22 protein-coding genes are annotated in these 21,972 nt (G+C 62.4%); 13 read left to right on the forward strand and 9 right to left on the reverse strand.

What is annotated here, in order from left to right:
* The first annotated feature begins 24 nt into the window (after positions 1-24).
* Both OXI69_15915 and OXI69_15920 read left to right on the forward strand, forming a co-directional pair.
* Positions 25-261, forward strand: coding sequence for a hypothetical protein (locus OXI69_15915; GenBank protein MDE2667628.1), 237 nt, complete (start codon positions 25-27; stop codon positions 259-261).
* Positions 262-264: 3 nt separating this feature from the next.
* Positions 265-696, forward strand: a complete 432-nt coding sequence (locus tag OXI69_15920) for a PIN domain-containing protein (protein ID MDE2667629.1) — start codon at positions 265-267, stop codon at positions 694-696.
* Positions 697-1,029: 333 nt separating this feature from the next.
* Here OXI69_15920 and OXI69_15925 read toward each other — a convergent pair whose 3' ends face one another.
* The gene (locus OXI69_15925; GenBank protein MDE2667630.1) at positions 1,030-2,580 is read right to left on the reverse strand and encodes a hypothetical protein; all 1,551 of its coding nucleotides are present in this window, start codon (positions 2,578-2,580) and stop codon (positions 1,030-1,032) included.
* Between the two features lie 82 nt (positions 2,581-2,662).
* Here OXI69_15925 and OXI69_15930 point away from each other — a divergent pair, with 82 nt between their 5' ends.
* Positions 2,663-3,736 (forward strand): amidohydrolase family protein, encoded by a 1,074-nt coding sequence (locus OXI69_15930; GenBank protein ID MDE2667631.1) that lies wholly within the window; start codon positions 2,663-2,665, stop codon positions 3,734-3,736.
* Between the two features lie 23 nt (positions 3,737-3,759).
* Positions 3,760-4,752: an amidohydrolase family protein gene (locus OXI69_15935; protein MDE2667632.1), complete on the forward strand. Its 993-nt coding sequence runs from the start codon at positions 3,760-3,762 to the stop codon at positions 4,750-4,752.
* 279 nt (positions 4,753-5,031) lie between these two features.
* Here OXI69_15935 and OXI69_15940 read toward each other — a convergent pair whose 3' ends face one another.
* The 6 genes from OXI69_15940 to OXI69_15965 form a co-directional block, all read right to left on the reverse strand.
* Entirely contained in the window at positions 5,032-5,226 is a 195-nt protein-coding gene (locus OXI69_15940; GenBank protein ID MDE2667633.1) for a type II toxin-antitoxin system HicA family toxin, read from the reverse strand.
* On the reverse strand, positions 5,223-5,438 hold the full coding sequence (locus tag OXI69_15945) for a type II toxin-antitoxin system HicB family antitoxin (GenBank protein MDE2667634.1): 216 nt from the start codon (positions 5,436-5,438) through the stop codon (positions 5,223-5,225). The genes OXI69_15940 and OXI69_15945 overlap by 4 nt, the downstream gene beginning before the upstream one ends.
* Positions 5,439-5,559: 121 nt before the next feature.
* Positions 5,560-6,081 carry a gamma-glutamylcyclotransferase gene (locus OXI69_15950; GenBank protein ID MDE2667635.1) on the reverse strand — a complete coding sequence of 174 codons (522 nt, stop codon included), beginning with the start codon at positions 6,079-6,081 and terminating at the stop codon, positions 5,560-5,562.
* A gap of 79 nt (positions 6,082-6,160) precedes the next feature.
* Positions 6,161-6,376 carry a hypothetical protein gene (locus tag OXI69_15955; protein MDE2667636.1) on the reverse strand — a complete coding sequence of 72 codons (216 nt, stop codon included), beginning with the start codon at positions 6,374-6,376 and terminating at the stop codon, positions 6,161-6,163.
* Positions 6,373-6,642, reverse strand: a complete 270-nt coding sequence (locus OXI69_15960) for a DUF4258 domain-containing protein (GenBank protein ID MDE2667637.1) — start codon at positions 6,640-6,642, stop codon at positions 6,373-6,375. Before OXI69_15960 ends, OXI69_15955 begins: the two co-directional genes overlap by 4 nt.
* Before the next feature lie 42 nt (positions 6,643-6,684).
* The gene (locus tag OXI69_15965) at positions 6,685-7,917 is read right to left on the reverse strand and encodes a Gfo/Idh/MocA family oxidoreductase (protein MDE2667638.1); all 1,233 of its coding nucleotides are present in this window, start codon (positions 7,915-7,917) and stop codon (positions 6,685-6,687) included.
* Between the two features lie 29 nt (positions 7,918-7,946).
* On the opposite strand from OXI69_15965, the gene OXI69_15970 reads away from it, so the two are divergent.
* The 9 genes from OXI69_15970 (at position 7,947) to OXI69_16010 (ending at position 20,531) form a co-directional block, all read left to right on the forward strand.
* Positions 7,947-8,372, forward strand: coding sequence for a hypothetical protein (locus tag OXI69_15970; GenBank protein ID MDE2667639.1), 426 nt, complete (start codon positions 7,947-7,949; stop codon positions 8,370-8,372).
* A 117-nt stretch (positions 8,373-8,489) separates the two neighbouring features.
* On the forward strand, positions 8,490-10,187 hold the full coding sequence (locus OXI69_15975; protein MDE2667640.1) for a hypothetical protein: 1,698 nt from the start codon (positions 8,490-8,492) through the stop codon (positions 10,185-10,187).
* A 121-nt stretch (positions 10,188-10,308) separates the two neighbouring features.
* Positions 10,309-12,363, forward strand: a complete 2,055-nt coding sequence (locus tag OXI69_15980; GenBank protein ID MDE2667641.1) for a CehA/McbA family metallohydrolase — start codon at positions 10,309-10,311, stop codon at positions 12,361-12,363.
* Positions 12,364-12,478: 115 nt separating this feature from the next.
* Positions 12,479-13,717 carry a Gfo/Idh/MocA family oxidoreductase gene (locus tag OXI69_15985; protein MDE2667642.1) on the forward strand — a complete coding sequence of 413 codons (1,239 nt, stop codon included), beginning with the start codon at positions 12,479-12,481 and terminating at the stop codon, positions 13,715-13,717.
* A 112-nt stretch (positions 13,718-13,829) separates the two neighbouring features.
* Positions 13,830-15,062, forward strand: a complete 1,233-nt coding sequence (locus OXI69_15990) for a Gfo/Idh/MocA family oxidoreductase (GenBank protein ID MDE2667643.1) — start codon at positions 13,830-13,832, stop codon at positions 15,060-15,062.
* A gap of 147 nt (positions 15,063-15,209) precedes the next feature.
* Positions 15,210-16,442 carry a Gfo/Idh/MocA family oxidoreductase gene (locus tag OXI69_15995; protein ID MDE2667644.1) on the forward strand — a complete coding sequence of 411 codons (1,233 nt, stop codon included), beginning with the start codon at positions 15,210-15,212 and terminating at the stop codon, positions 16,440-16,442.
* 23 nt (positions 16,443-16,465) lie between these two features.
* Positions 16,466-17,146: a cyclase family protein gene (locus tag OXI69_16000; protein MDE2667645.1), complete on the forward strand. Its 681-nt coding sequence runs from the start codon at positions 16,466-16,468 to the stop codon at positions 17,144-17,146.
* Between the two features lie 180 nt (positions 17,147-17,326).
* On the forward strand, positions 17,327-19,018 hold the full coding sequence (locus tag OXI69_16005; GenBank protein MDE2667646.1) for a sodium:solute symporter family protein: 1,692 nt from the start codon (positions 17,327-17,329) through the stop codon (positions 19,016-19,018).
* A gap of 1 nt (position 19,019) precedes the next feature.
* Positions 19,020-20,531, forward strand: a complete 1,512-nt coding sequence (locus OXI69_16010; GenBank protein MDE2667647.1) for a sodium:solute symporter — start codon at positions 19,020-19,022, stop codon at positions 20,529-20,531.
* Positions 20,532-20,749: 218 nt separating this feature from the next.
* On the opposite strand, the gene OXI69_16015 is transcribed toward OXI69_16010, so the two are convergent.
* Both OXI69_16015 and OXI69_16020 read right to left on the reverse strand, forming a co-directional pair.
* The gene (locus tag OXI69_16015) at positions 20,750-21,172 is read right to left on the reverse strand and encodes a cupin domain-containing protein (protein ID MDE2667648.1); all 423 of its coding nucleotides are present in this window, start codon (positions 21,170-21,172) and stop codon (positions 20,750-20,752) included.
* 70 nt (positions 21,173-21,242) lie between these two features.
* Positions 21,243-21,972: hypothetical protein (locus OXI69_16020; protein ID MDE2667649.1), on the reverse strand; the 730-nt coding region annotated here is incomplete at its 5' end.

Genomic DNA, 21,972 nt, shown 5'->3' on the forward strand with positions numbered 1-21,972 from the left:
TGTCTATCTGATACATGTTGATGTATGCCACGGACGACACTTGCCATTGAAGACCGTCTTCTCCGCCGTCTCAAGGAGAAGGCAGTTCGCGAGGGACGTACTCTTCAGGATACTGCCAACGATCTGTTGAGGCAGGGTCTGGACATGCGACCGCAACGGTTGGACTACCAGCTCAAGCTCGAAGGCTGGGATGCTGCGGAACTGCCGGGTGTCGACCTGCTCGACCGGGAAAAGCTGTTGGATATCCTGGGAAAGAGATGATCCGTGCGCGCCTTCGACACCAACGTCCTGGTCTTCGCTGAAATCAGGACCAACCCTTTTAACGAAACTGCACGCCAACTCCTAGGTGAGGCAGCCGAAGGGGCCAACCCCTGGGCTCTACCGTGGCCATGCGCTTACGAATTCCTTCGTGTCGTTACCCACCCACGGATCTATTACCCGCCGGTTCCTGTGCCAAGGGCTCTTCAAGACCTCGGTCGCATCCTCGCCTCTCCGACCCTCATCCTGCTATCGGAAACCGAACGTCATATCGAAATTTTTCAGCAGGTCATCAGAACATCCGGAGTGGCGGGCAACCTGATTCACGATGCCCACATAGCGGCGCTTTGTCTGGAGCATGGCGTTTCCGAACTGGTCACCGGGGATCGGGATTTCCTGAGGTTCCCGGATCTCCGAGTCACCAATCCGTTCATGTAGTCACAAACCCTGAGGTTCTCGGCCAGCCTGGGGCTTTCGAGCAAAGCTTCACACCCCGTTTGCCGAATCTACAGCGATTCTAGCCCGCATTTCTCACCAGGTCGCTGGTGGCGTGATGAAAAGGAGTTGATTTTCAGTACCTTGATAGGCTCCATGGTAAGGGCTTGGGGGTAACAGACGGCGCTGGGCATGCCCTGGCTGGTCTTTTTCCCTTCAGCGCGCACAGGCTCCCTCGACCGTAGTGACCGCTACGCTCTTCGGTCGCGAGCACGCGCTGAAGGAAAAAATCCTGCGCCATGATCAAACCCCCTGTTGAGAAATGCGGGCTCGGAGTCAATCCCCAAAGCGGAAGGAGAACAGGTCGGCGTCCTTCATTACGAAACGGAGGCGCACCGGCTCACCTGCCAACCGGCTCACATCCCGGCTGCCCTCCCAGGCCACGATCGGGGTCTGGTAGCTGAGATTGCTCTCGGCTCTGGTGCTTTCTGGATCTCGGCCGGTGCTCAGCGGGGGCGGCACCTTTCCCCAAGCCACGATACGCGAGATCTCGTCTCCGATGATCTCCGGACACTCCGCCAGCGAAAAGCCCGGAATGGGTCTCCCATCCGCGGTCTGGACCTCAACCCGAATGCTGCCGGCGGCGCTGGTGGAATAGTTGATCTCGAGCCGGCTCCCCTCGAAGGTAATGGGCTTGGTCACCATCTCTCCCCCGTGATAGGGAGCATGCAGCGCGGCAAAACCGTCCAGGCGTAGCGACATCCGTTGCAGGTGGGCGGTGGACTGGCCGTAGTCCCGCTGCACGTAGAGAGACATCTCCGCCGGGCCGGTCTGCACGACCCCCAGGCCCGGGTAGTTGGTGCGAGTGGACCAGTTGCTCTGACCGAGGCCGGGCCTGAGGAAACTCTCCTTGAAAGTGAAGTCGTAGCGGGTTGACCCTGGCCGCGACGACAGCAACACGGAGTCGGAAACATCCCGCATGCCCCCGCTGATGCGGTTGTGGCGAAGCTCCAGGAACTGCAGTTCTTCCGGCGTGAGGAGGCGCCGGCCGAAATGGATGCGGGCCGGGAGAGCGATATAGATCTGCGGGGCTCGGAAATAGGGTTGGGTCTGGTTGGTGTAGAGGTGCTGAGAGGGCCTGGTGGTGCCCGTGTCGCTGTAGGTCATGAGCGTCTGCGGGCTCCATTGGAGGAAGTCCCTGGAGGTGGCCCGGGCCGTGGCTCGGCGGCCTTCCACCATGTGGCGGGCGTAGAGCACGTACCGCTGTTCCGCCTCCGACCAGAATATGACGTTCTGCGAATCGAAGTTGTTTTCCATGGCATAGTCGACGAGGGGAGCTTCCCGGATCTTTCGCCAGCGAACGCCGTCTTCCGAAACGTAGCCCACCAGGCTGTACGGGGTCCCGACGTCTCGCGCATTGGCCTTGAGGCGTTCCGACCGGGGCACGCCGGGACGACCATCCAGGAAGGCGCAGAACTGACCTGCAACGGGCAGGATAACGTTGTTGGCGGTGGAGCCGTCCACTTCCACCAACCCCAGCTGGGGCTTGGTCCAGTGGATCCCGTCCCGGCTCTCGGCATAGCAGGTCAACCGGGGCCTGGTGAGTCGGCAACGGTAGTACATCCGGTAGGTGTCGCCATCCTTGAGAACGGTGGTGTAGAAGGCCAGCCTATCCTCCCAGGGCTGGTCATACTTGATGGCGATGTTTTCCGGTCTGGGTTGCTGGAGTCTCAGCTCCAGTCCTTCCAGACGGTCGATCAGATACCGATCCACAAAGAGCTGCCGCTCCGAGCCCAGCGGCAGCGCCTGGGGAATCCCCACGACCGGGAAGGCCAGGACCAGGACTGCCACTCCCGCCACCAAACTGTTCAATCGATTGAATTTCATTGGACCCTCCCTGGCCGCTGGACATCAATCGCTTCACGGCCAATGGTTGCACACTGTTTGCACGGGTTGAAACAGAGCAGGCATGAGGATATCATCCCTGCCCCGCATTTCTCAGCGGGCTCCCAGGCATCGATGGATCCCGGTCAGCGGCCTCCAAAGCATTCCCGGCAAAACCTTGGCGATCATCCAACCCGAAGACCGCGATTTCTTTGAACGGGAACTGGCTTCCTTCCTGCCCGACCGGGTCTTCGACGCCCACGCCCACGTCTGGGGCCACCACAACATGCACCCCGGCCGCAGGATCGCCTCCCTGCCCAGGGACGGAGACTACCGGGAATTCTCCGGAATGCTGCAGGCCCTGCATCCGGGGAGAGCCTGCGCCGCCAACGTATTCCACCGCATCTGCCCGCGCGAACATTTCGAGGGAGCCAATCGCTGGACCAGCCGGCAGGTCGCCTGCAATCCCCGATACCGGGGTCTCTTCCTGACCGGTCCGGAGGCTGACCCCGAGTGGCTGCGGCAGGAGGTGCGGCGGCTGGGACTGGCCGGGCTCAAGTGCTACCACGTCTACGCCGGCGTCAGACCGACCTGGGAGGCTCAGATTCCCGACTTTCTCCCGGAATCCCACGTCGAAATGGCTCACCAGGAAGGATGGGCCATCATGCTGCACATGGTGAGGTCCAGGGCCTGCGCCGACCCCGGCAATATTCGCTGGATCCGCCACTACTGCACCACCTACCCCGACATGAAGCTGATCCTGGCCCATTCGGCCCGGGGATTCCAGCCGGCCCATAACCTGGAGGGATTGCCCCACCTGAGGGGGCTGGACAATCTCTGGTTCGACACCAGCGCCAACTGCGAAGCCATGGCCCACCAGGCCATCATCCGCATCATCGGGCACCGGCGACTCATGTACGGCACCGACATCCCCGTCAGCCACTTGCGCGGGAGGTCGGCCGCCGCGGCCGACACCTTTTTCTGGGCTTACCAGGACTCGCCGGTCTGGGGTGAAAAGCACTCCGAGATCAAGCCGGTGCTGATCGGACTGGAGCACTTGCGCTCGCTCAAGTGGGCCTGCTGGTCGGAACGACTCAGCGACGCCCAGGTCGAAGACATCTTCTGGAACAACGCGGCCGAACTCTTCGCAGTTGAATAACTTCAAGGCCACAGGAGGCACCTATGGCATCCGACAATCCCGACTATATCCCTCGCGAGGAAGACCGGGAGTTCTACCAGCGCGAACTGGCCTCGTTCATTCCCGACAAGGTGTTCGACGCCCACACCCATGTCTGGCACCCGGGCCACAACGTCTTTGCGGGGAGTTTCCCTCCCGTTGTGGACTACGAGAACTACATCCGATTGATGGGGGACCTCTATCCCGGAAGCGTCGCCAAGGGCTTGTTCATCCCCACCTTTCGCGACCCCGTGAATATCCCCGCGGCCAACCAATGGACGGGAGAGCAGACCGCCAAGGATTCGAACTGCCGGGGGCATTTCTTCATCACTCCCGAGGACGATCCCGAGTGGGTGCGCCAGGAGGTCAAGCGCCTGAAGCTCCACGGCCTGAAGTGCTACCACACCCTGGCCCGCAACGCGGACCCGACCTGGGAGGCCGAGATCCCCGACTACCTGCCCGAGGCACACATCCGGGTGGCTCACGAAGAGGGCTGGACCATCACCCTGCACATGGTCAAGGCCCGCGCCGCCGCCGATCCCGGCAACATCCACTGGATCCGGCACTACTGCGAGAACTATCCCGACATGCAGTTGATCCTGGCCCATTCGGCCCGGGGCTTCCAGCCGGCCCACAACCTGGAGGGACTGCCCCACCTGACCGGATTGGACAACCTCTGGTTCGACACCAGCGCCAACTGCGAAGCCATGGCCCACCAGGCCATCATCCGCATCATCGGACACGACAAGCTGCTCTATGGAGGCGACCTGCCGGTCACCCACGCCCGGGGCCGCTCGGTTTCAGTAGAGGATTCTTTTCTCTGGCTGGGCAACGACTCACCGCACTGGCGGGAAAAACATCTACAGCTCAAGCCGGTGCTCACCGGCCTGGAGCACCTGCGCTCGCTCAAGTGGGCCTGCTGGTCCGAGCGTCTCACCGACACCCAGGTGGAAGACATCTTCTGGAACAACGCGGCCCGGCTGTTGGGATTGGAGTGAAGGGAGAGCGGTCCGGGGGTCGGAGCTTACCTAAAACAAACGAAAAAAGAGTGATCCACGAAGTGACACGAAGGGGCCTCCAAGCGTGACGGCCCTGCCGCATCGGCAGGGTTGCAGCCCGGCAAACCGGCGCGCGCGCCCTCGAGGAGCAAGAGCGATGGGAGGAGGCGCCCCCCGGGAGCGCGGGCGTCCCGCCCGCATGCACTCCCGTTGCGTGCCGCTCAGATTCCCTGTAATGCGGCACCCGGCCACCCCGCCGGCAGGAAATGAGAACCCGAATTATTTCGTCCCGACCTCCGGCACCGAAAGGTTACGACAGATCTTGCGGGCCAGGCGGTTGGGAATTTCCGTATGGCGTGGAACGGTCTCGACGGCGCCAGTATTTGAATTGCCCCACAGCGAATGAGAACGCCCTTCGCGTTTGAGGGAACAACCGTGCCGCCGAAGATGTCGGAGCAAACTGACCCGTTTCACGGGATGATGACCGTTTCTCGGATGGCCTCTGGCGGCACACCGCGCAACCCCTCCTCCCGGCGGTCCGTGAGAATAAGCACTATGGCCTCAGCTAAATTCTCGCGTGCTTCCTCCCTGGTCTTGCCTTGACCGTTGGCCCCGGGAATTTCAGGGCAGTAGGCAATATACCATTCCCCATCCTGCTCAATAATCGCCGTGAACTCGTTTCTCATCGATCACCCTTCGTGAAGACCATTACGCTCCAAGACGAAATTTTACTCGTTACATGAAGAAACATCGAGGCATTCCAATGGGTCGATGAAGTTGAGAGCTTCTCTCCCATACGGCGCTTCGTTAGTCTGCAAAAAGTATCGCCTCGTTTTCCGCCCGACGGTCGGCGTGCGGATCTTCTTCAGACTTGAATACTCGAAGCCACTCCACATAGCTACTGGGAAGGTCGTGCTCGACAGCACCAGACACCACCAGTGCCTTGTACCAATGATACGGTCGCAACCCCCGCTCCTTTCTGGTGGCGATGTAGGTTTGCGCCAAAGCTGTTCCTTGTTTCGTAATTACCTCGACAGTCTCGAGCTCGTATCCTTTCCCACGACCCTCTGCCCTGTTTAAATCACATTTGTCCGAGAAGCTGATTTCAAAGATGACGCCGTAGACACGGTCTGTGGCGTTTCCAGTCTCCTCGGCATCGCATTTTCCAGAGCCATCCCGGCTTCGTTTGTCAAAAGTCAGCCTGCGACCAGCAATGTATCCGGTTCCTATGGACACGGCGGAGGGTGCTCGCTTGGGCTTGGGCGAAGTGAGCCGACGTGTGAGCATGTTTGAGCCATATGCAAAATAGTGAAACGTCTCATGTGCCATGGCGATAATCAATTCCAGTTTACGTACTGTTACGCGGCTCCTCTATGCGGCAACCGCATAGATGAAGTGCGGTGTGGCCTCACGCGGAGACAGGCGTGAGAGTGTACACGCGGGAGAATTTTGCGGCGGTCCTAGTATCACCTCTACGGAGGGCCTGCCTTACATCGTCGAGGCGATACGCATCTTCAATGGATAGGTAGGGAGACCATCCTTCAGGCTCCTCGAGTAGTTCCACGTCAACTTCCGCAACGTAGCATCCTTCGTGAACAAGCTTCGTCCGTTTTTTCTTGCTCATTGGCGACTCCGCTTAAACCCGGGTCCCCATATTTTCGGATCAGGCAAGTAAGCTGTGACCAGCACTGCTGGACTTGTCTGGCCAGCGGCAATTCCCCAGGCGACATGGACCGAGCGCCCATCATTCGTTCGCTGGAGCACTAAAACGCACGGTCCCTTGGGGTAGTCAGCGTAATGCTCAATGACTTCCGCGGCCTCAACACCTTCGATGAGTTCTCTCGCAAACAGTCCATCAGCAGCAATTTCGTCATAGCCGTGCTCCGAAATTCAGACACTACCATTCGAAATCAGTGCCCGAATGACCCAGGCTTACTCCTTCCCCGCCGCCTCGGTGGCCGATTGGGGCCGGCCGGAGACGTCGCCTCCCAACCAGCGATAGGGCCGCGGATAGAGGGCCAAGGAGCGGTCCTCCAGCGGCAGCTTGACGGGCACGCTGCCCCGCTGGGCCGAGATCTTGCTGGCGATGGCCACTTCCAGGGCGTGGCGCTGGGTCTCTCCGGTGATACGGGGCGGAATCCCCTTGGCCACGGCGTCGATCAGGCAACTGATGGGGGCCAGCACGTAATGCCGCTCCGACCCGTGGTGGCCGATTCGGTCCAATAGTGGGTCCAGCTGCTTGGATACCGGCGCCCAGGACCAAGGCCGATAGCCGTGGCCCACTTCCTTGCGCCCCCCCTTGGCGTCAAAGCCCTGGAAGATCTGGGTCAGGGGCTCTCCGTGGCGGTCCCATCTCACCAGAGCATCCTCCGTCCACACTTCCACTCCCCGGTGGGGGGCCTCCTCCTCGCTGCCAAAGACCTGGCACTCCAGCCCGGAGGTCAGCCGGAAACGGCCGTTGATGTTGAGGCCATAGTCGGTGGCGGCATCGTCCAGAGCCTCAGGCGGGCTTCCCCAGGTGATCAGTTCCTCCACCCGGGCCTGGGCGAAGTGCTCCAGAACCAGGATGCGTGCCGATCCTCCAGCCAGGATTTCGCCTCGGTAGCTGTGGACGGCTGCCCCCTGGCGCTTCCCCAGTTCTCCCGAGGCCAGTCGCCTTCCGGCCTCCTCCACCTCCCAGTTGGCCCTCTCCAGGGCGCCCCCTGCCAGCACCGTCCCCCGCTGCTTGCAGGTCTCGATCATCCGGTCGGCGTCGGACAGCTTGGCGGCGAAGGGCCGGTCGGTCTGGACTCCCTTGACTCCCGCCTCGGCGCAGGCCACCACGCCGGGCGTCATATATTTGGTGGGGGTGATGATGGCCGCCAGGTCGGGGACCACCTCCTTCAGCAGGGCGTCGGCGTCCCGGAAGAGAGCCTTCACCCCGAAGCGTTCTCCCACGACCTTGCGCCGCTCGGGGTTCCACTCCGCGATGGCCACCAGGTCGGTCTGGGGGAGAGCCCGGTAGATCTCGGCGTATTGCTGCCCCAGGCGGCCGCAGCCGATGATGGCCACGCTCAGCCTGTCCTTTGCAGTAGCCCCCGCGGCCTTGCGAGGATAGAGCCCTCCGGCCGCTACCGCTGCCGATACGGATTGAATGAGGAAGTCCCTTCTGTTCACCGTGTTCATGCTTTCCGCTCCTCCGGAGTTTCTGCCGGTTGCCCGGGCTTGGATGGGTTCGGCCCCGGCCCGTCAGTTCTCTTCGGGCCGAGGCCAGTCGTCAAAATATCTCCTCGAATCCTGATCTTGTGTCGCAGGCTGCCGATCAGGTCGGCATGCTGCCGGTCATCATGCTGCCGGTCATAAGGAACAACGCGCGCGACCGGCTTGCCATGCTTGGTGATGATCAAGCCGTCAGCGTCAAGCCGGTCCAACAAGGCCAGGCACTGCTCCCCGAACTTTGCAACTCCAATCGTTCGCATCTCACTTCTCCTTCCAGAATGGACATAAGTATACGACTTGATTTCTTGAGTCGAAACGACATTGACGGATGGGTCAAGGATTGCGAATTGGAATTGGAGATTGTTCGCAGAAAGAGCACCGAAACCGGGAGGCAAAAGTCTCGCGGCAACAGGGGTTCATGATATCCTGCACATCCTTCAAAACCTCTGTGGACCGGGAAGCCGCGGCGACAGCCTCCACCGTGGATCGCTTCGCGCAAACTGGTGGCTTCAGGTCCGCTCCGTGCAAGGAGATTTGCCATGATCAGACGCCAATTCATGAAAACAGCCCTGGCCGCCGGTCTGACCTCGGCCGCCGTTCCGGCGGCATCGGGGGCGGCGCGGCCGGCCTCCGCAGCCGGCGGTCACGGGGGCAGGAAGAAACCCCGGATCATGTTTTATAACGACGCTCGCCATCCGGCCATCTACATGTACGAACCTCCCATGGAGAAAGAGCAGTTCGAGGCCGCGGTAGATGAAGTGCTGGGAACTCCGGTCGATGCCATGGTGTTCGGTCTGGGGGACGGGCGCACGGTCTTTCACAAGACCGAGGTCGGGGAGCTGTGGGGAGATCCGGTCGAGAAGTGGCCCCACCTGATCTTCCGCCGGGCCCACCAGAACGCCAAGATGATGCTGGAATCGGGACGGGACCCCTTGCGCATCGTGTGCGACCACGCCCGGGCAAACGGACTGATGCTCTATCCGTCTCTGTTGCTCAATAGGGGGCGGGGAGCCGACCGCCATCGGGACGTTCGCGCGGCCAATTTCACCTGGGAAAACCGGCACCTGGAAATTGGAGCCAGTGGCAACCTGGACGAGAGCTTCAACGGGGCAAGGCAACTGGACTTCAAACACCAGGAGGTGCAGGACGAGCGTTTCGCGCTCATCGAGGAAGTGCTCAAGAATTACCCCATCGACGGGTTCGAGTTGTGGTTCGGCCACCACTACTTCTTCCACCCCAAGGAGGTGGAAGCCGGCCTGGAAATCATGACCAAATGGGTCAAGCGGGTCCACAAGGCCGTCAAGGCCAGCGGCAAGGACCGCGAACTGGCGGTTCTGGTCCCCGCCAACATCGCGTGGGCGCGCTCGCTGGGGCTGGATGTGCCGGAGTGGATCCGGCAGGGCATCGTGGACGTGATCAACGGCCAGAACTACTATCAGAAGATCGACAACCTGGCGGACTTCCGGCCGCTGCTCGAGATTGCCAAGGGCACCTCCTGCCGCATTCACGCCGGCACCAACGCCGTTCTGAACTCGGACCGCGTGAGCGGCGGCACCATCGAAATGATTCGTGGCGTGGCCTGCAACTACTGGGCCCAGGGAGTCGACGGCCTCTACCTCGGCCAGTGGTTCGCCGGCACCAACTGGCCCTACCAGGCTCCCTTCTACGAGCGGTTGAGAGAGGTCGCCTATCCCAAGCTCATGGCCCCCAAGGACAAGTTCTACATGGTCCCCACGGCCGATCAGACTCGAAGCAGGCCTCCGACCCAAACGGCTCCGCTCCCTGTCGAGCTGAAGGAGAACCGGCCCGTCAAGTTCGAGCTGCCCATTGCCGACGATCTGCCTTACTGGGACAGGCAGAAACGGGTTCACGAAGTCCTGCTGCGAATCCGTCTGGCCGACAGCACCGAACTCGATCGAGTGACGTTCAGGTTCAACGGCAAGGAGCTGCCCCAATCCCAGGCGCGCAAGATCAATCACCTCTACCGCATGCATGCGCCTCGTTTCCGGGTCAACAACGCCTACTGGTACATCTACCGGCTGGACCGGGACCACTGGCCCAGGCAAGGCAAAAACACCATCGAGGTCACCCTCAACAAGCGGGACCCCGACATCACTCCTTCGCTGAAACTTCGCGACATCGAGATCGAGACACGATACTTGATGGGGAAAAACTACTATCGAAGCAACGAGGATACCGACCTCGGTCCCGCGGCCATCGCGAGGCCCCGAGCCTAGAGCAATCGTTGGAGGAACTGACGGCATGCGTCCCTTCACCAGACTGGGGACAATCCTTTTCCTGCTGCTATGCTGGTGCGGCAGCTCGGCGTTTTGGGGACAACCGCCCCCGGAAGTCCCCATGACCCAGATTTCCCACATCGCCCCGTTCGCCCGGGACCGGGAGATCGCCGACCGCTTTACCGGCCTGGCCGAGTTTTCCATCCGACTTCTGCAGTGGAAGGGCACGAAACGTCCGTCAGTGATCAAGGCGCAACGGTGGCTCAAGTCGGAAATCTACAAGCAGACAGCGCTGGGCGGCGGCGCCGGGACTCCGACCCGGGCCGAGGCCGACCGCATGGCCAGCGACGGCTACTGGTCGCTGGAGAGTCCCCATCTGGTTAGAATCGAGGTTGGGGAAGACATCGAAGTGATCGCGAAGCCGCGTGCACTGCGCCTCCTGAGGGGCAAGCCCTATCCGCTTCCGGTGGTCCTGCGAAACGGCGCCTCCGCCCCGCAGACAGTCACCCTCAAAACGACCAGCGGAAAAGGATCGGCGACCCACAGTTTTCGTCTGATGCCCGGCCAGGCGGCGGGCACCTACATGACGCTGCACACCGAGGCGGACTCGGAGGCCATGCCCAGCCTGGAAGTACTGGCCCAAGGCCGGACCAGGCCCATTCCTCTGGAGGGTGCGGTGGTCCAGGCGGGCCGCATGAAAGTGCGTGTGCTGGATGAGGAGGGCTCGGTGACGCCGGCCCGGATCTACCTCACCGGCTCCGACGGGCGGGACTACCGGCCGGCGGGGACGCAGGCCCGGGTGTCCAATGCCGACTACGGGCAGCCCTTCGGCGGGGACTATTACTTTTACAGCGGCGGCGAGTTCCAGGTGGATCTGCCTCCCGGGGAAGCTACCCTGGAGATAGTGAAGGGCTTCGAATACCAACCGGTCTCCCGGGAAGTTTCCATCCTGGCCGGCGGTTCGGGCACCGTCGAAGTCCGGCTGCAAAAGCCGTTCGACCTGCGCCGGCAGGGTTGGTTCTCCGGAGACACCCACATTCACCCCAACGTCTATAACGATCATCTCATCCGGCCCGCCGAGGTTCGACTCATCTCCAGGGCCGAAGACCTCAACCTTCCCCACTTGCTGGTTTGTAATGACGTTGACTCGCACATCAACGACCGGCAGTACTTTCAGGGGCGGCCCCATCATCTCTCCGGGGAGCACACCATCCTCTATTGGAACCAGGAGATGAGGGCCGGGGACGTCAACAACCACGTGGGCTACCTGGGCTTGAAGACTCTGGTTCAGCCGGCCTACGTGGGCTGGCCGGGGACCCCCCTTCCCTACGACTATCCACCCAACTACCACATGGGACTGGCAGCCAAGGCCCAGGGAGCCGTGGTCACCTACGTGCATCCCGGCCTGCCTTCCCAATACCCGGCAGATATTGCGCTGGGAGCCGCAGACACCATCGACGTAATTTGCCAGCGCAACGAGGATGTCAACACCGAACACTGGTACCAACTGCTCAACTGCGGCTTTCAGTGCCCCATCTCGGCGGGAACCGATGCCTTCCTGAACGTCCCCTATCACCTCATCCCGGGCGCCGGACGGCTCTATGCCCGGATCGACTCCCCCCTCACCTACGACGCTTGGCTCGAGGCCTACCGGAAAGGCCGCAGCTTTGCCACCAACGGGCCCCTGCTGAAGTTCCGAGTCAATGGCAAGGAAGCCGGAGAGGAAATCCGCTGGAAGACCGGGAGCCTGCCGTTGGAGATCGAGGCCGAGGCCGTCTCCCACGTGCCCATGACCCGCATGGACCTGATCGTCAACGGCAAGGTTGCCGCCAGCCAGGAGGCCGAGGAAGGCGGGAAACTCATTCGACTGATCCGCGAACTGGAGATCTCCGACAGCTCCTGGGTTGCCGTGCGGGTCCACGGCGAAGCCCACAAGCTGATCCCCAACGATGTGGCTCTTTACGCTCATAGCAGTCCCGTGTATTGTTACCGGGGCAACAGGAGGATCGCCGTCAGGGAGTCGGCCGCCTTCCTCATTCAACAACTCGATCAGCTCATCCACAGGGTGGAAACCCGAGGGGTATTCAGGGAAGCGGCCGACAAAGAGGCCATGTTGGAATGGTTCAGAAAGGGACAGCAGGTATACCGCAAGATCGAGGCCGAGGCGGCGTGGTGACCTCCCGCGGAGCCTGTTACCGCCTGGCAGCCGGGCTTTCGCGGCAGAGCCCTGGCCGGAATTTCGAAACTCTCCGGCACGGACTCGGAATCGCTATCTCACAGGGAGGATTCTTGTGATCAGACGTCAATTCATCAGTTCGGCCGCGGCTCTGGGTGCGGTATCGGCCGGCGGACTCTCGTTGGGTGCGGCGCCCGCCGCCTTGCCCAAGAAGAAGGGAAAAGCCAAGTACCGGGGCGGCGTGGTGGGCCTGGGCTGGATGGGCGTGCTCTACGACATGGGCACGCGCGACTACGAAAACATCGGCGGGTCCTACAAGACCCCCAAGTACGACCTGGAGAGCGCCAAACGTCCCACTCCCGACTGGCTGGACGTTCACCGCAAGTTCCACCACCACGACCATCCGGGCAAGGAAGGGCTGGTGGCCACCTACGCCGAGGCCATCTGGGACCGTCCCGAGGTGGAGCTGGTGGCCGGCGCCGACCGGGACAAGAAGCGGTTGTCCATGTTCGGGGAGCGCTATGGCATCACCGCCCTCTACACCGACGCCCTGGAGATGTACGAGAAGGAGAACCTGGACATCCTGGCCATCGCCACCAACACCAGGGGTCGCTCCTTCCTGACGGTCAAGGCGGTGGAGGCCGGAGTGAAGGGGATCTTCGTGGACAAGCCCATGACCTTCACCCTGAAGGAGGCCGACGACATGGTCAACGCCTGCGCCAAGGCCGGCGTCCCGCTGGTGGGCGGCGCCACCACCGTCTCGCACCCCTCCTTCCAAAAAGCCAAGGAGCTGATCAAGGGCGGGGCCATCGGAGAGGTAACCTCGATCGAGGCCCAGGTGCCGCTCACCTCTCAACATCAGGACTGGAGCTATTTCGTGGACAGCGAGCTTGCCTGGGTCAGCGGCACAGGGGACAAGCCCCGGCGCGAGCGCGGCAGCAGCGAATTCATGGGACAGGGGATCATCGTAGCCAGGGACGGCACGGTCGTCCATATCCGGGACGGCGCGCCCATGGTGCGGATCTCCGGCAGCAAGGGCGAGATGAGTTTCGACAGGAGTCAACACTACTGGCGGCTGTGGCAGGACAGCGACACACCCGCCGGCAAGCGGAGAGTCCGGATGCCCTGGCCGAACCCGCAGTTCGGTCTGGGAATGCGCACGGTCTACTGCCTGGACGACCTGATCGCCTGCATGGAGGGCCGCATGGACGAGCCCAAGAACTCGGGCCGCCTGGTGGCCGTGGCCCTGGAGGCGGAATTGGCCATGAAGCAGTCCTCTGCACGAGGGGGCGAGCGGGTGGAGCTGCCTCTCAAGGACCGCAGCCTGGGTTTGACTTACGACTGGTTTCGTTAGCGAGACCGCCAGCCGTAGCCTGAAATCGGTTTGTCGGGACCCAGGCGCCGACCCCGCCTGCACTCCCGCGGTCGGCGCGATCTGCAATCAATAACAAATAAGGAGAACCAAGATGATTCGACGTGACTTCATGAAGTCGGCCGTGACCCTGGGGGCGGTTTCGGCCAGCGGACTTTCGCTGGGTGCGGCTCCCGCCGCCTTGCCCAAGAAGAAGGGAAAAGCCAAATATCGAGGCGGCGTGGTGGGCCTGGGCTGGATGGGCGTGCTCTACGACATGGGCACGCGCGACTACGAAAACATCGGCGGGTCCTACAAGACCCCCAAGTACGACCTGGAGAGCGCCAAACGTCCCACTCCCGACTGGCTGGACGTTCACCGCAAGTTCCACCACCACGACCATCCGGGCAAGGAAGGGCTGGTGGCCACCTACGCCGAGGCCATCTGGGACCGTCCCGAGGTGGAGCTGGTGGCCGGCGCCGACCGGGACAAGAAGCGGTTGTCCATGTTCGGGGAGCGCTATGGCATCACCGCCCTCTACACCGACGCCCTGGAGATGTACGAGAAGGAGAACCTGGACATCCTGGCCATCGCCACCAACACCAGGGGTCGCTCCTTCCTGACGGTCAAGGCGGTGGAGGCCGGAGTGAAGGGGATCTTCGTGGACAAGCCCATGACCTTCACCCTGAAGGAGGCCGACGACATGGTCAACGCCTGCGCCAAGGCCGGCGTCCCGCTGGTGGGCGGGGCCACCACGACTTCGCATCCGTCGTTCGCCAAGGCCAAGGAGCTGGTCACCGGCGGCGCCATCGGAGATGTCACCTCCATCGAGGCCCGAGTCCCCCTCTTGTCCCAACACCAGTGCTGGGTCTACTTCGTGGACAGCGAGCTGGCCTGGGTCAGCGGCATCGGCGACAAGCCCCGGCGCGACCGCGGCAGCAGCGAGTTCATGGGACAGGGGATCATCGTGGCCAAGGACGGCACGGTGGTCCATATCCGGGACGGAGCCCCTCAAGTCAAGATCTCGGGAAGCACGGGGGAGATCGTCTTCGACGGCAAGCGCTGGATCCTGCGGCAGGACGTGGACACCCCCTCGGGACGCAAGGGGCGGGTGGAGATTCCCTGGCCCGATCCCCAGTTCGGGGGCATGCGCACCCCTTGGTGCCTGGACGACCTGATCGCCACCATGGAGGGCCGCATGAAGGAGCCCAAGAACTCGGGACGCATCGTGGCCATGGCCCTGGAGGCGGAATTGGCGATGAAGCAGTCCTCTGCACGAGGGGGCGAGCGGGTGGAGCTGCCTCTGAGGGACCGCAGCCTGGGGCTGACCTACGACTGGTTCCGTTAATCCTTCGAGGCGGGATCGAGCCGGCGGTCACCAAGGCGACAATCAGTCGAACTGCCAACCCCCGGGGGGACTATCGCCTCCCGCACAGTTGCAAAGATTCCCGTCACGCCCCTACCGGCGTTCGACCGGGAACCAAGGAGGACAATCATGATTCGACGCGACTTCATGAGGTCTGCCCTGACCCTTGGGGCTGCCTCCGGGACCGGTCTCTCTCTGGGGACGGCAACCCTGTCGGCGGCCAAGAAGACCTCCAAGCCAAAGTATCGGGCCGGCGTGGTTGGCCTGGGATGGACGGGGGTCCTCTATGACGTCGCCAAACGGGACGGTTCACACCGCCAGGGCCCCTGGTGGGATCCGGCCTACAAAGTGGAGGACACCCGGCGCATTACCCCCGAGGTGGATGTCCACCGCAAGTTCCACCACCACGACCATCCGGGCTTCGAGGGATTGCCCTCCTCCTATGCCGAGGCTCTGTGGGATCGTCCCGAAGTCGAGCTGGTGGCCGGGGCCGAGCGGGATGTGGACCGCCTGAAGATTTTCGGGGATCGCTACGGCATCAAGGCCCTCTACACCGACGCCCTGGAAATGTACGAAAAGGAGGCGCTGGACATCGTGGCCGTCTGCACCAACACCAAGGGTCGGGCCTTCCTGACGGTCAAGGCTGCCGAGGCCGGAGCCAAGGCCATCTTCACCGAGAAGCCCATGGCCTTCACCCTGGAAGAGGCCGACCGCATGGTGAAGGTCTGCGCCGACCGGGGGATCCCCCTTTCCTGCGGAGCCATCACCACCACCCACCCCTCTTTCGCCAAGGCCAAGGAACTGGTGACCGGCGGCGCCATCGGTGAGGTGACCTCCATTGAAGCCAGAGGCGCCAGCGCCCAGCACCAGAACTGGTCCTACTTTCTGGACAGCCCGCCGGCCTGGGTGAGCGCCACGGGAGACCCGCCCCGCCGTCCCGGCGGCAGCACCGAGTTTGGCGGCCAGGGCATGCTGGTGGCGGAGAACGGACAGGTGGTCCACTTCAGAAAAGGGGCCCCGGGTGTGAGGATCAGCGGGACCAAGGGCGAAATCCAGTTCAGTTTCCGCCCCGGCTGGCAGTTGTTTCAGGAAGTGACTCCGCCCGGAGGCAGAAAGCAGATGGTGGAAATGCCCTGGCCGGCGCCTCGGTTCATTCCCCCTTATGGAGCGGTTTACAGCCTGGACGACCTGATGAGGTGCCTGGCCGGAGAGATGGATGAACCCAAGAACTCCGGCCGGCGGGTGGCCACCGCCATCGAGGTCGAAGTCGCCCTCAAGCAGTCCTCGGCCCAGGGCGGCGCCCGGGTCTCCCTGCCGCTCGAGGATCGGTCCCTGGGCCTGCTCTACGACTGGTTCCGTTAGAACTCAAAAGGAAACATTCTTCCATGACCGAGTCCATCCTGGATTTTGACAAGCTGAGAGTCGTTGACCTTTCCAAGCCGCTGGACCCCGCCACCGAGAAGAGGCGATGCAAGCTCCATCGCCACCACACCTTTATCGGCGGGGTGGACGGATACCATGCCCACATCGACATCACCTCCCACCTGGGGACTCACCTGGAGTTTCCCTACCACTTCAGGCACGAGTGGAAGGACGGCATGCAGCTCCCGATCGAGAACTTCCTGGGACGGGGCATCCTGCTGAACCTGGAGACCGCCCGCCCGCGGGAGCTGATCCGGACCGAGGACCTGGAACAGGCGGACCGGGGCCGGATACGGCCGGGGGACACGGTCCTGCTGGATTCTCCCTTTCACAGCACGCCCTTCGTACACTCGCCCGACGACCAGCGCCCTGACATGTCCGAGGAAGTCGGACGCTGGTTTCTGGAAAAGAAGGTCAAGTGCGTCGGCTGGGGCGACGGCATCGCGATCGAAAACCACGTCCAGGGGTGCATCGCCTGTCACGAGTTGCTCCTGGGCAATGACATTCTCCTGCTGGAGGTGGTTTGCAACATCGATCAGCTTCGGGCGGAGACCTTCATGATCACCTTCACCCCCCTGCCCATTCATGGCCTGGACTCCTGTCCGGTACGGGTGGTGGCAGTGGAGGGGATTCCGGGAGTCTAGCTCGCACACCTAAACCGGGCGCGACCGCATGGTGAGGGGCTTCTATTCCTGTCCCTTCCGGCGCCCAATCATCCAAAGTTCGGATCGACCGTACCATCCGGGCCATGCCGGCAATCGAAGACCGCAACCCGGCCCCACCGCAACCGAGTCGTCGAATCCACCTGACGGAGGCAAATAGCGATGCTGGGACTGCAGGCCCTGGACTGGGCCATCCTGATCCTCTACATCTGTATCGTGGCCTACCTGGGACTCTTCCTGGGCGCCAGGAAGACCCGATCCCTGGGCGATTTCTTTATTGCCGGCGGATCCTGGGGCAAGCTGCCGGCCTTTCTCTTCAACTTCAGCTCGGCCTTGGCCGGGGCCGAAGCGGTGGTGGTCAGCGCCGCCGCCTACCGCAGCGGGCTGTCGGGCATCTGGCTCTGGTGGTCCCAGTTGTTCGCCACGCCCATGTACTACCTCTTCTCGGTGGTCTACAAGCGGGCCCGAGTCTTCAACATGGCCGAATTCTTCGAGCTGCGCTTCGGTCCCGGCGTAGCCACCCTCTATTCGGTCCTGGGACTGCTCATCTCGGTCAACTTCATCGGCATCTTCATCACCGGAGGGGGAAAAGTCCTGGCGGCCATCACCACCCTCTCGGTGGACTCGGCCGTGCTGATCTGCTGCACCCTGGTGGCCCTCTACGTGGCCACCGGCGGCGCCATGTCGTCCCTGCTGACCGATCTCTTTCAGGGCATCCTCTGCCTGGTGGTGCTGAGCTTCGGCCTCCTGCCCTTCCTCTGGAAAGCGGCCGGCGGGCTGGACGCCCTGGCGGCCCTGCCCGACGCGACCTGGTCGCTGCAGTCTGTGGAGATCCCCTGGACCTATGTGATCGCGCTGCTCTTTTCCGGCGCGGTGGGCTCGGTGGTGGCACCCAACATCCTGACCTGGATCGCCATTGCCCGCGACGAGAGGACAGGCACCCAGTGCGGCTGGGCCCACGTCTGGAAGCGGCTCATCACCATCCTCTTCGCCCTTTACGGCATTCTCTTCGCCATCTACTATCCCGGCCTGGAAGACCCGGAACTGGCCTGGGGGACGCTGATGAAGTCGCTGCTGCCCGCCGGAGTGCTGGGACTGCTGGTGGCCAGCTTTGCCGCCGCCCTGATGTCCTCGGTGGACACCTTCGCCACCACCACCTCGGGGCTGGTGGTCGACTACCTCTACCGGAAGCGGCTCTTCCGCGCTCGCTCGCCGCGCTTCTACATCACCCATGCCCGGATCTGGGGGTTCATCGCCGTCTTCCTGGGATACGTCACCACCCGCTTTCTGGAGAACATCATTCAATACATCGAGTTGGGCTGGTCGCTGATTTCCTTCATCTCGGTTCCCCTCTACTTCGGCCTGGTATGGAGACGCGCCAATCGCCAGGCGCTCTGGGCCGGGGTGACGACCGGCGCCCTGCTGTTCCTGTGGCTCAAGGTGTGGCTGCAGGCCTCCTTCGAGTACACCGTCTTCATCCCCACGCTGGCTTGCACCCTGGTCACCTGGCTGGTCAGCCTTCGCACGCCCCCGGAAGACGAGACCTTGCTCAACCGCTTCTACGCCATCCTGAGCACCCCGGTGGGCCAGGACGAGAAACTGCGCCAGGCCGGCATTCAACTGCCGGCCATGGCCGGTACGGATGCCGCTCAACCTCCGGCGCCGGACCCGGAGAAGATCGGTGAGCTCTACCGGTTCTACGCCCGGGACAAGATCTACGGATCCTCCAGCACCATCGAGCTGCGGCGGGAAGCAGGGCTGCAGTGGTTCTACAGGGGGTTCGTGTCGATCACCCTCTGGTGCCTGGGCCTGATCGGGGCGGCTTTGGCCTTCTCCTGGTGGATGCAGTCCTGACATGGCGACAATCGACTGGTTGATCCTGGCGGCTTACCTGGTGCTGATCGTCTTCATGGGGGGATGGTTTGCGCGCCGCCAGAACAGCACCGAGGACTTTTTCCTGGGCGGGCGCTCCGTGCCCTGGTGGGCGGTGGGCTTCTCCTTCTTCGGCTCCTCCATCAGCACCGGGACCTTTCTGGCCTTTCCGGGTCAGGGGTACGGGGGCGACTGGATCCCCCACCTCTCCCACCTGATCTTTCCCGTCATCGCCGTTCTGGCCGCCTGCTGGGTGATTCCCTACTACCGGCAGCGGGTCCGCATGAGCGCCTATGAATTCCTGGAGCAGCGCTTCGGGTACGGCACCCGCTGCTACGCCTCGTTGATCTACGTCCTTTACCACCTCTTCCGCAACGGAATGATCCTGTTCCTGATGGCCAAGGCCCTCAACGCCATGACGGGATGGGACCCGGTGACCATTCTGGTCGTGTGCGGCATCCTGGCTCTCCTCTACACCATGTTCGGAGGACTGGAGGCCGTGATCTGGACCGACGTCCTGCAATCGGTCACCCTGTTCGGCGGGGGGTTGTTCTGCCTCTGGTTTCTGACCCTCGGCTCGGACGAGGGCGCCTTTCACCTGTTCCAGGTCGCCGGGGACGCCGGCAAGTTCAAGCTGGTGGACTGGTCCCTGGACCTGTCTCATCCGACCATCGTGGTGATCATTCTCTACGGACTTGTCCACCACGGCACCTACTACACGACCAGTCAGGACGTGGCTCAGCGCTACCTGGCCGCCTCCAGCACCCGTTCCTCTCAAAAGGCTCTCTTGTGCGGCGGGTTCAGCATCGTGACCACCTGGACCCTCTTTCTGCTGATTGGCTCCCTTCTCTATGCCTATTACCAGATTCACCCCGGCCAACTGCCGGCTGAAATCGCCGCCAAGGAGACCCAGATCTTCCCCTTCTTCGTGATGAACTCCATTCCCCCGGGAATCTCCGGACTCATCCTGGCCGGAATGTGCGCGGCCGCCATGTCCAGCCTGGACACCACCATCAACAGCCTGGCCATGATCACGGTTCGGGACTTCTACCTGCACTTCCGTCCGGAAGCCAGCGACCACCGCCAGCTTGTGCTGGGGCGGATCGCTTCCGGTTTTTGGGGTGTTCTGGGAATAGGCTCGGGGTTGTTGATGCTGGCTGGCGTAGAGAGGGCCTACTATTTCGGCGCCACCGTGAGCTCCTTCATCGGCGGCGGTATTCTGGGACTCTTCCTGCTGGGAATGTTCGTCCCGAGAGCCCATACCCGCGGCGTCTGGGTGGGCGTGATCACCGGAATAGCCATCTCGGTCTGGGGGGGAGCAGACACGATTCTGGAGATGCTGGGCGCCTCGTCAGCCCTCATCGACAGCGTGCGCTTCCCCTGGCACCCCTGGATGATCATGGGCCTGGGAAACATCGCCTCCTTCACCGTGGGCTGGCTGGCCAGTGTGGTGCTGCCCGACGGGAGGAACACTGCTCCCGCGGCCGCCCCGTAGAGAGGTGAGGGCCGCCGATTACGGGAGCCTTGTGCAAATTTCGCAACGGCGCAGGTATCTTGCCGATAATCTCGATGTTCTGCCTCTTTCAATATCGGCTGCGACCCGGTGAAAAACGCTGTGTAACCACAAAAAGCACAAAAGTCATAAATTATGATTTTGTGCCCTTTGTGGCCACTCCCGGCAAACGTCCGGCTGCCGAAATTTGCAAGAGGCTCTCAAGGATTAGTCGGCGCGGTGCAGACCAGGATCTCCATGGTTTCCTCGCCGGTGTTGTCCACGGCGTGCTCGCACCAGGCGGGAAGGTGGACGAACACTCCCGGCTTTACGGGCACCCTGCGGCCCGCCAGAATCATGTCGCCGCTGCCCCGCAGAACCAGATAACACTCCTCGGTGTAGTGACTTGCCGTCTCCGAGGTCACGTGGGGCGGCAGATAGTACATGGTCAACCCGAAGTTCTTGGAAGGAGCCTTGGGGTTGGTGGGATGCAGCACCCGTACCCCGACCCCTTCGCTGCCCGGAAACTGGAGCGGCAATCCGTCCTGGACGGTCACCACGTTGGGCTGAACCGGTTCCGCCGGCTTGGGGACCGGCGGCTCCCCGCCACTTTGATAGCCCTTGTACTGGGTAATCTTGGCCACTTGAGCACCTCGTTTCTCTGCGGGGGCAACCCCTGAATATCAGCTCCAACTACCCGGCAGCCACTGTCCACTACGGCGTCCACACACGGTAAGGCCCCGTGTCCGGATCCTGGCCGCGGGCGAAGTTCTTGCCGTCCAGGTATTTCACCTCTATCTCCACGTCCTTCAGGGCCAGCTCGGGGATGATGTCGTCGTCGCGATGGTGCAGCGTCACTTCCACCTGGTTCTTGCCCTGCATGGGCCAGTGGTCCCGCGGCAGCCGGTAGATGTACCAATAGCCGAAGACGCGGTAACGCGGGGCCCTCATGCGGTAGACCCGGTTGATTTTTCTCAGGCTCGATTTGGGCAGCTTCTTGCCGTTGAAGCGGAACTCCATGCGGTCGGTTTCGGTGGCTCCGGTCAGCCGGAAGCGGAGCAGGACCTCGTGGACTCGGCCCATCTTGTCCCAACGCGGCAGGTCATCCGAGACCGCTAGGTGGGTCTTTACCGGCTGGTTCACTTTCAGAGTCTTGGGCAGAGGCATCTGAGGTCCGGTCGCCCTCTGCCTGGTAGGGACGTAGTAAAACTTATCCTTGGCGGTCATGATATCGGGGTGGCTCATCTCCCGCAACTGGGCATAGAACTCAGCGCGGTAGGGATAGGCCGTGAACCACTGGGATAGATAGAGTCCATCGATGCCCTGGGCCCAATAGTTGCAGGCCACGGCTCGAATGAACTCGATGGTGCCGTTGTCCAGCCTGTCGGATTGAACTTCGGGCTGGATGACGGCATGCACCCGGCAATCCCTGTTCCGGGCCGCT

It is taken from the genome of Acidobacteriota bacterium (assembly GCA_028875575.1).
Taxonomy (GTDB): domain Bacteria; phylum Acidobacteriota; class Terriglobia; order Versatilivoradales; family Versatilivoraceae; genus Versatilivorator.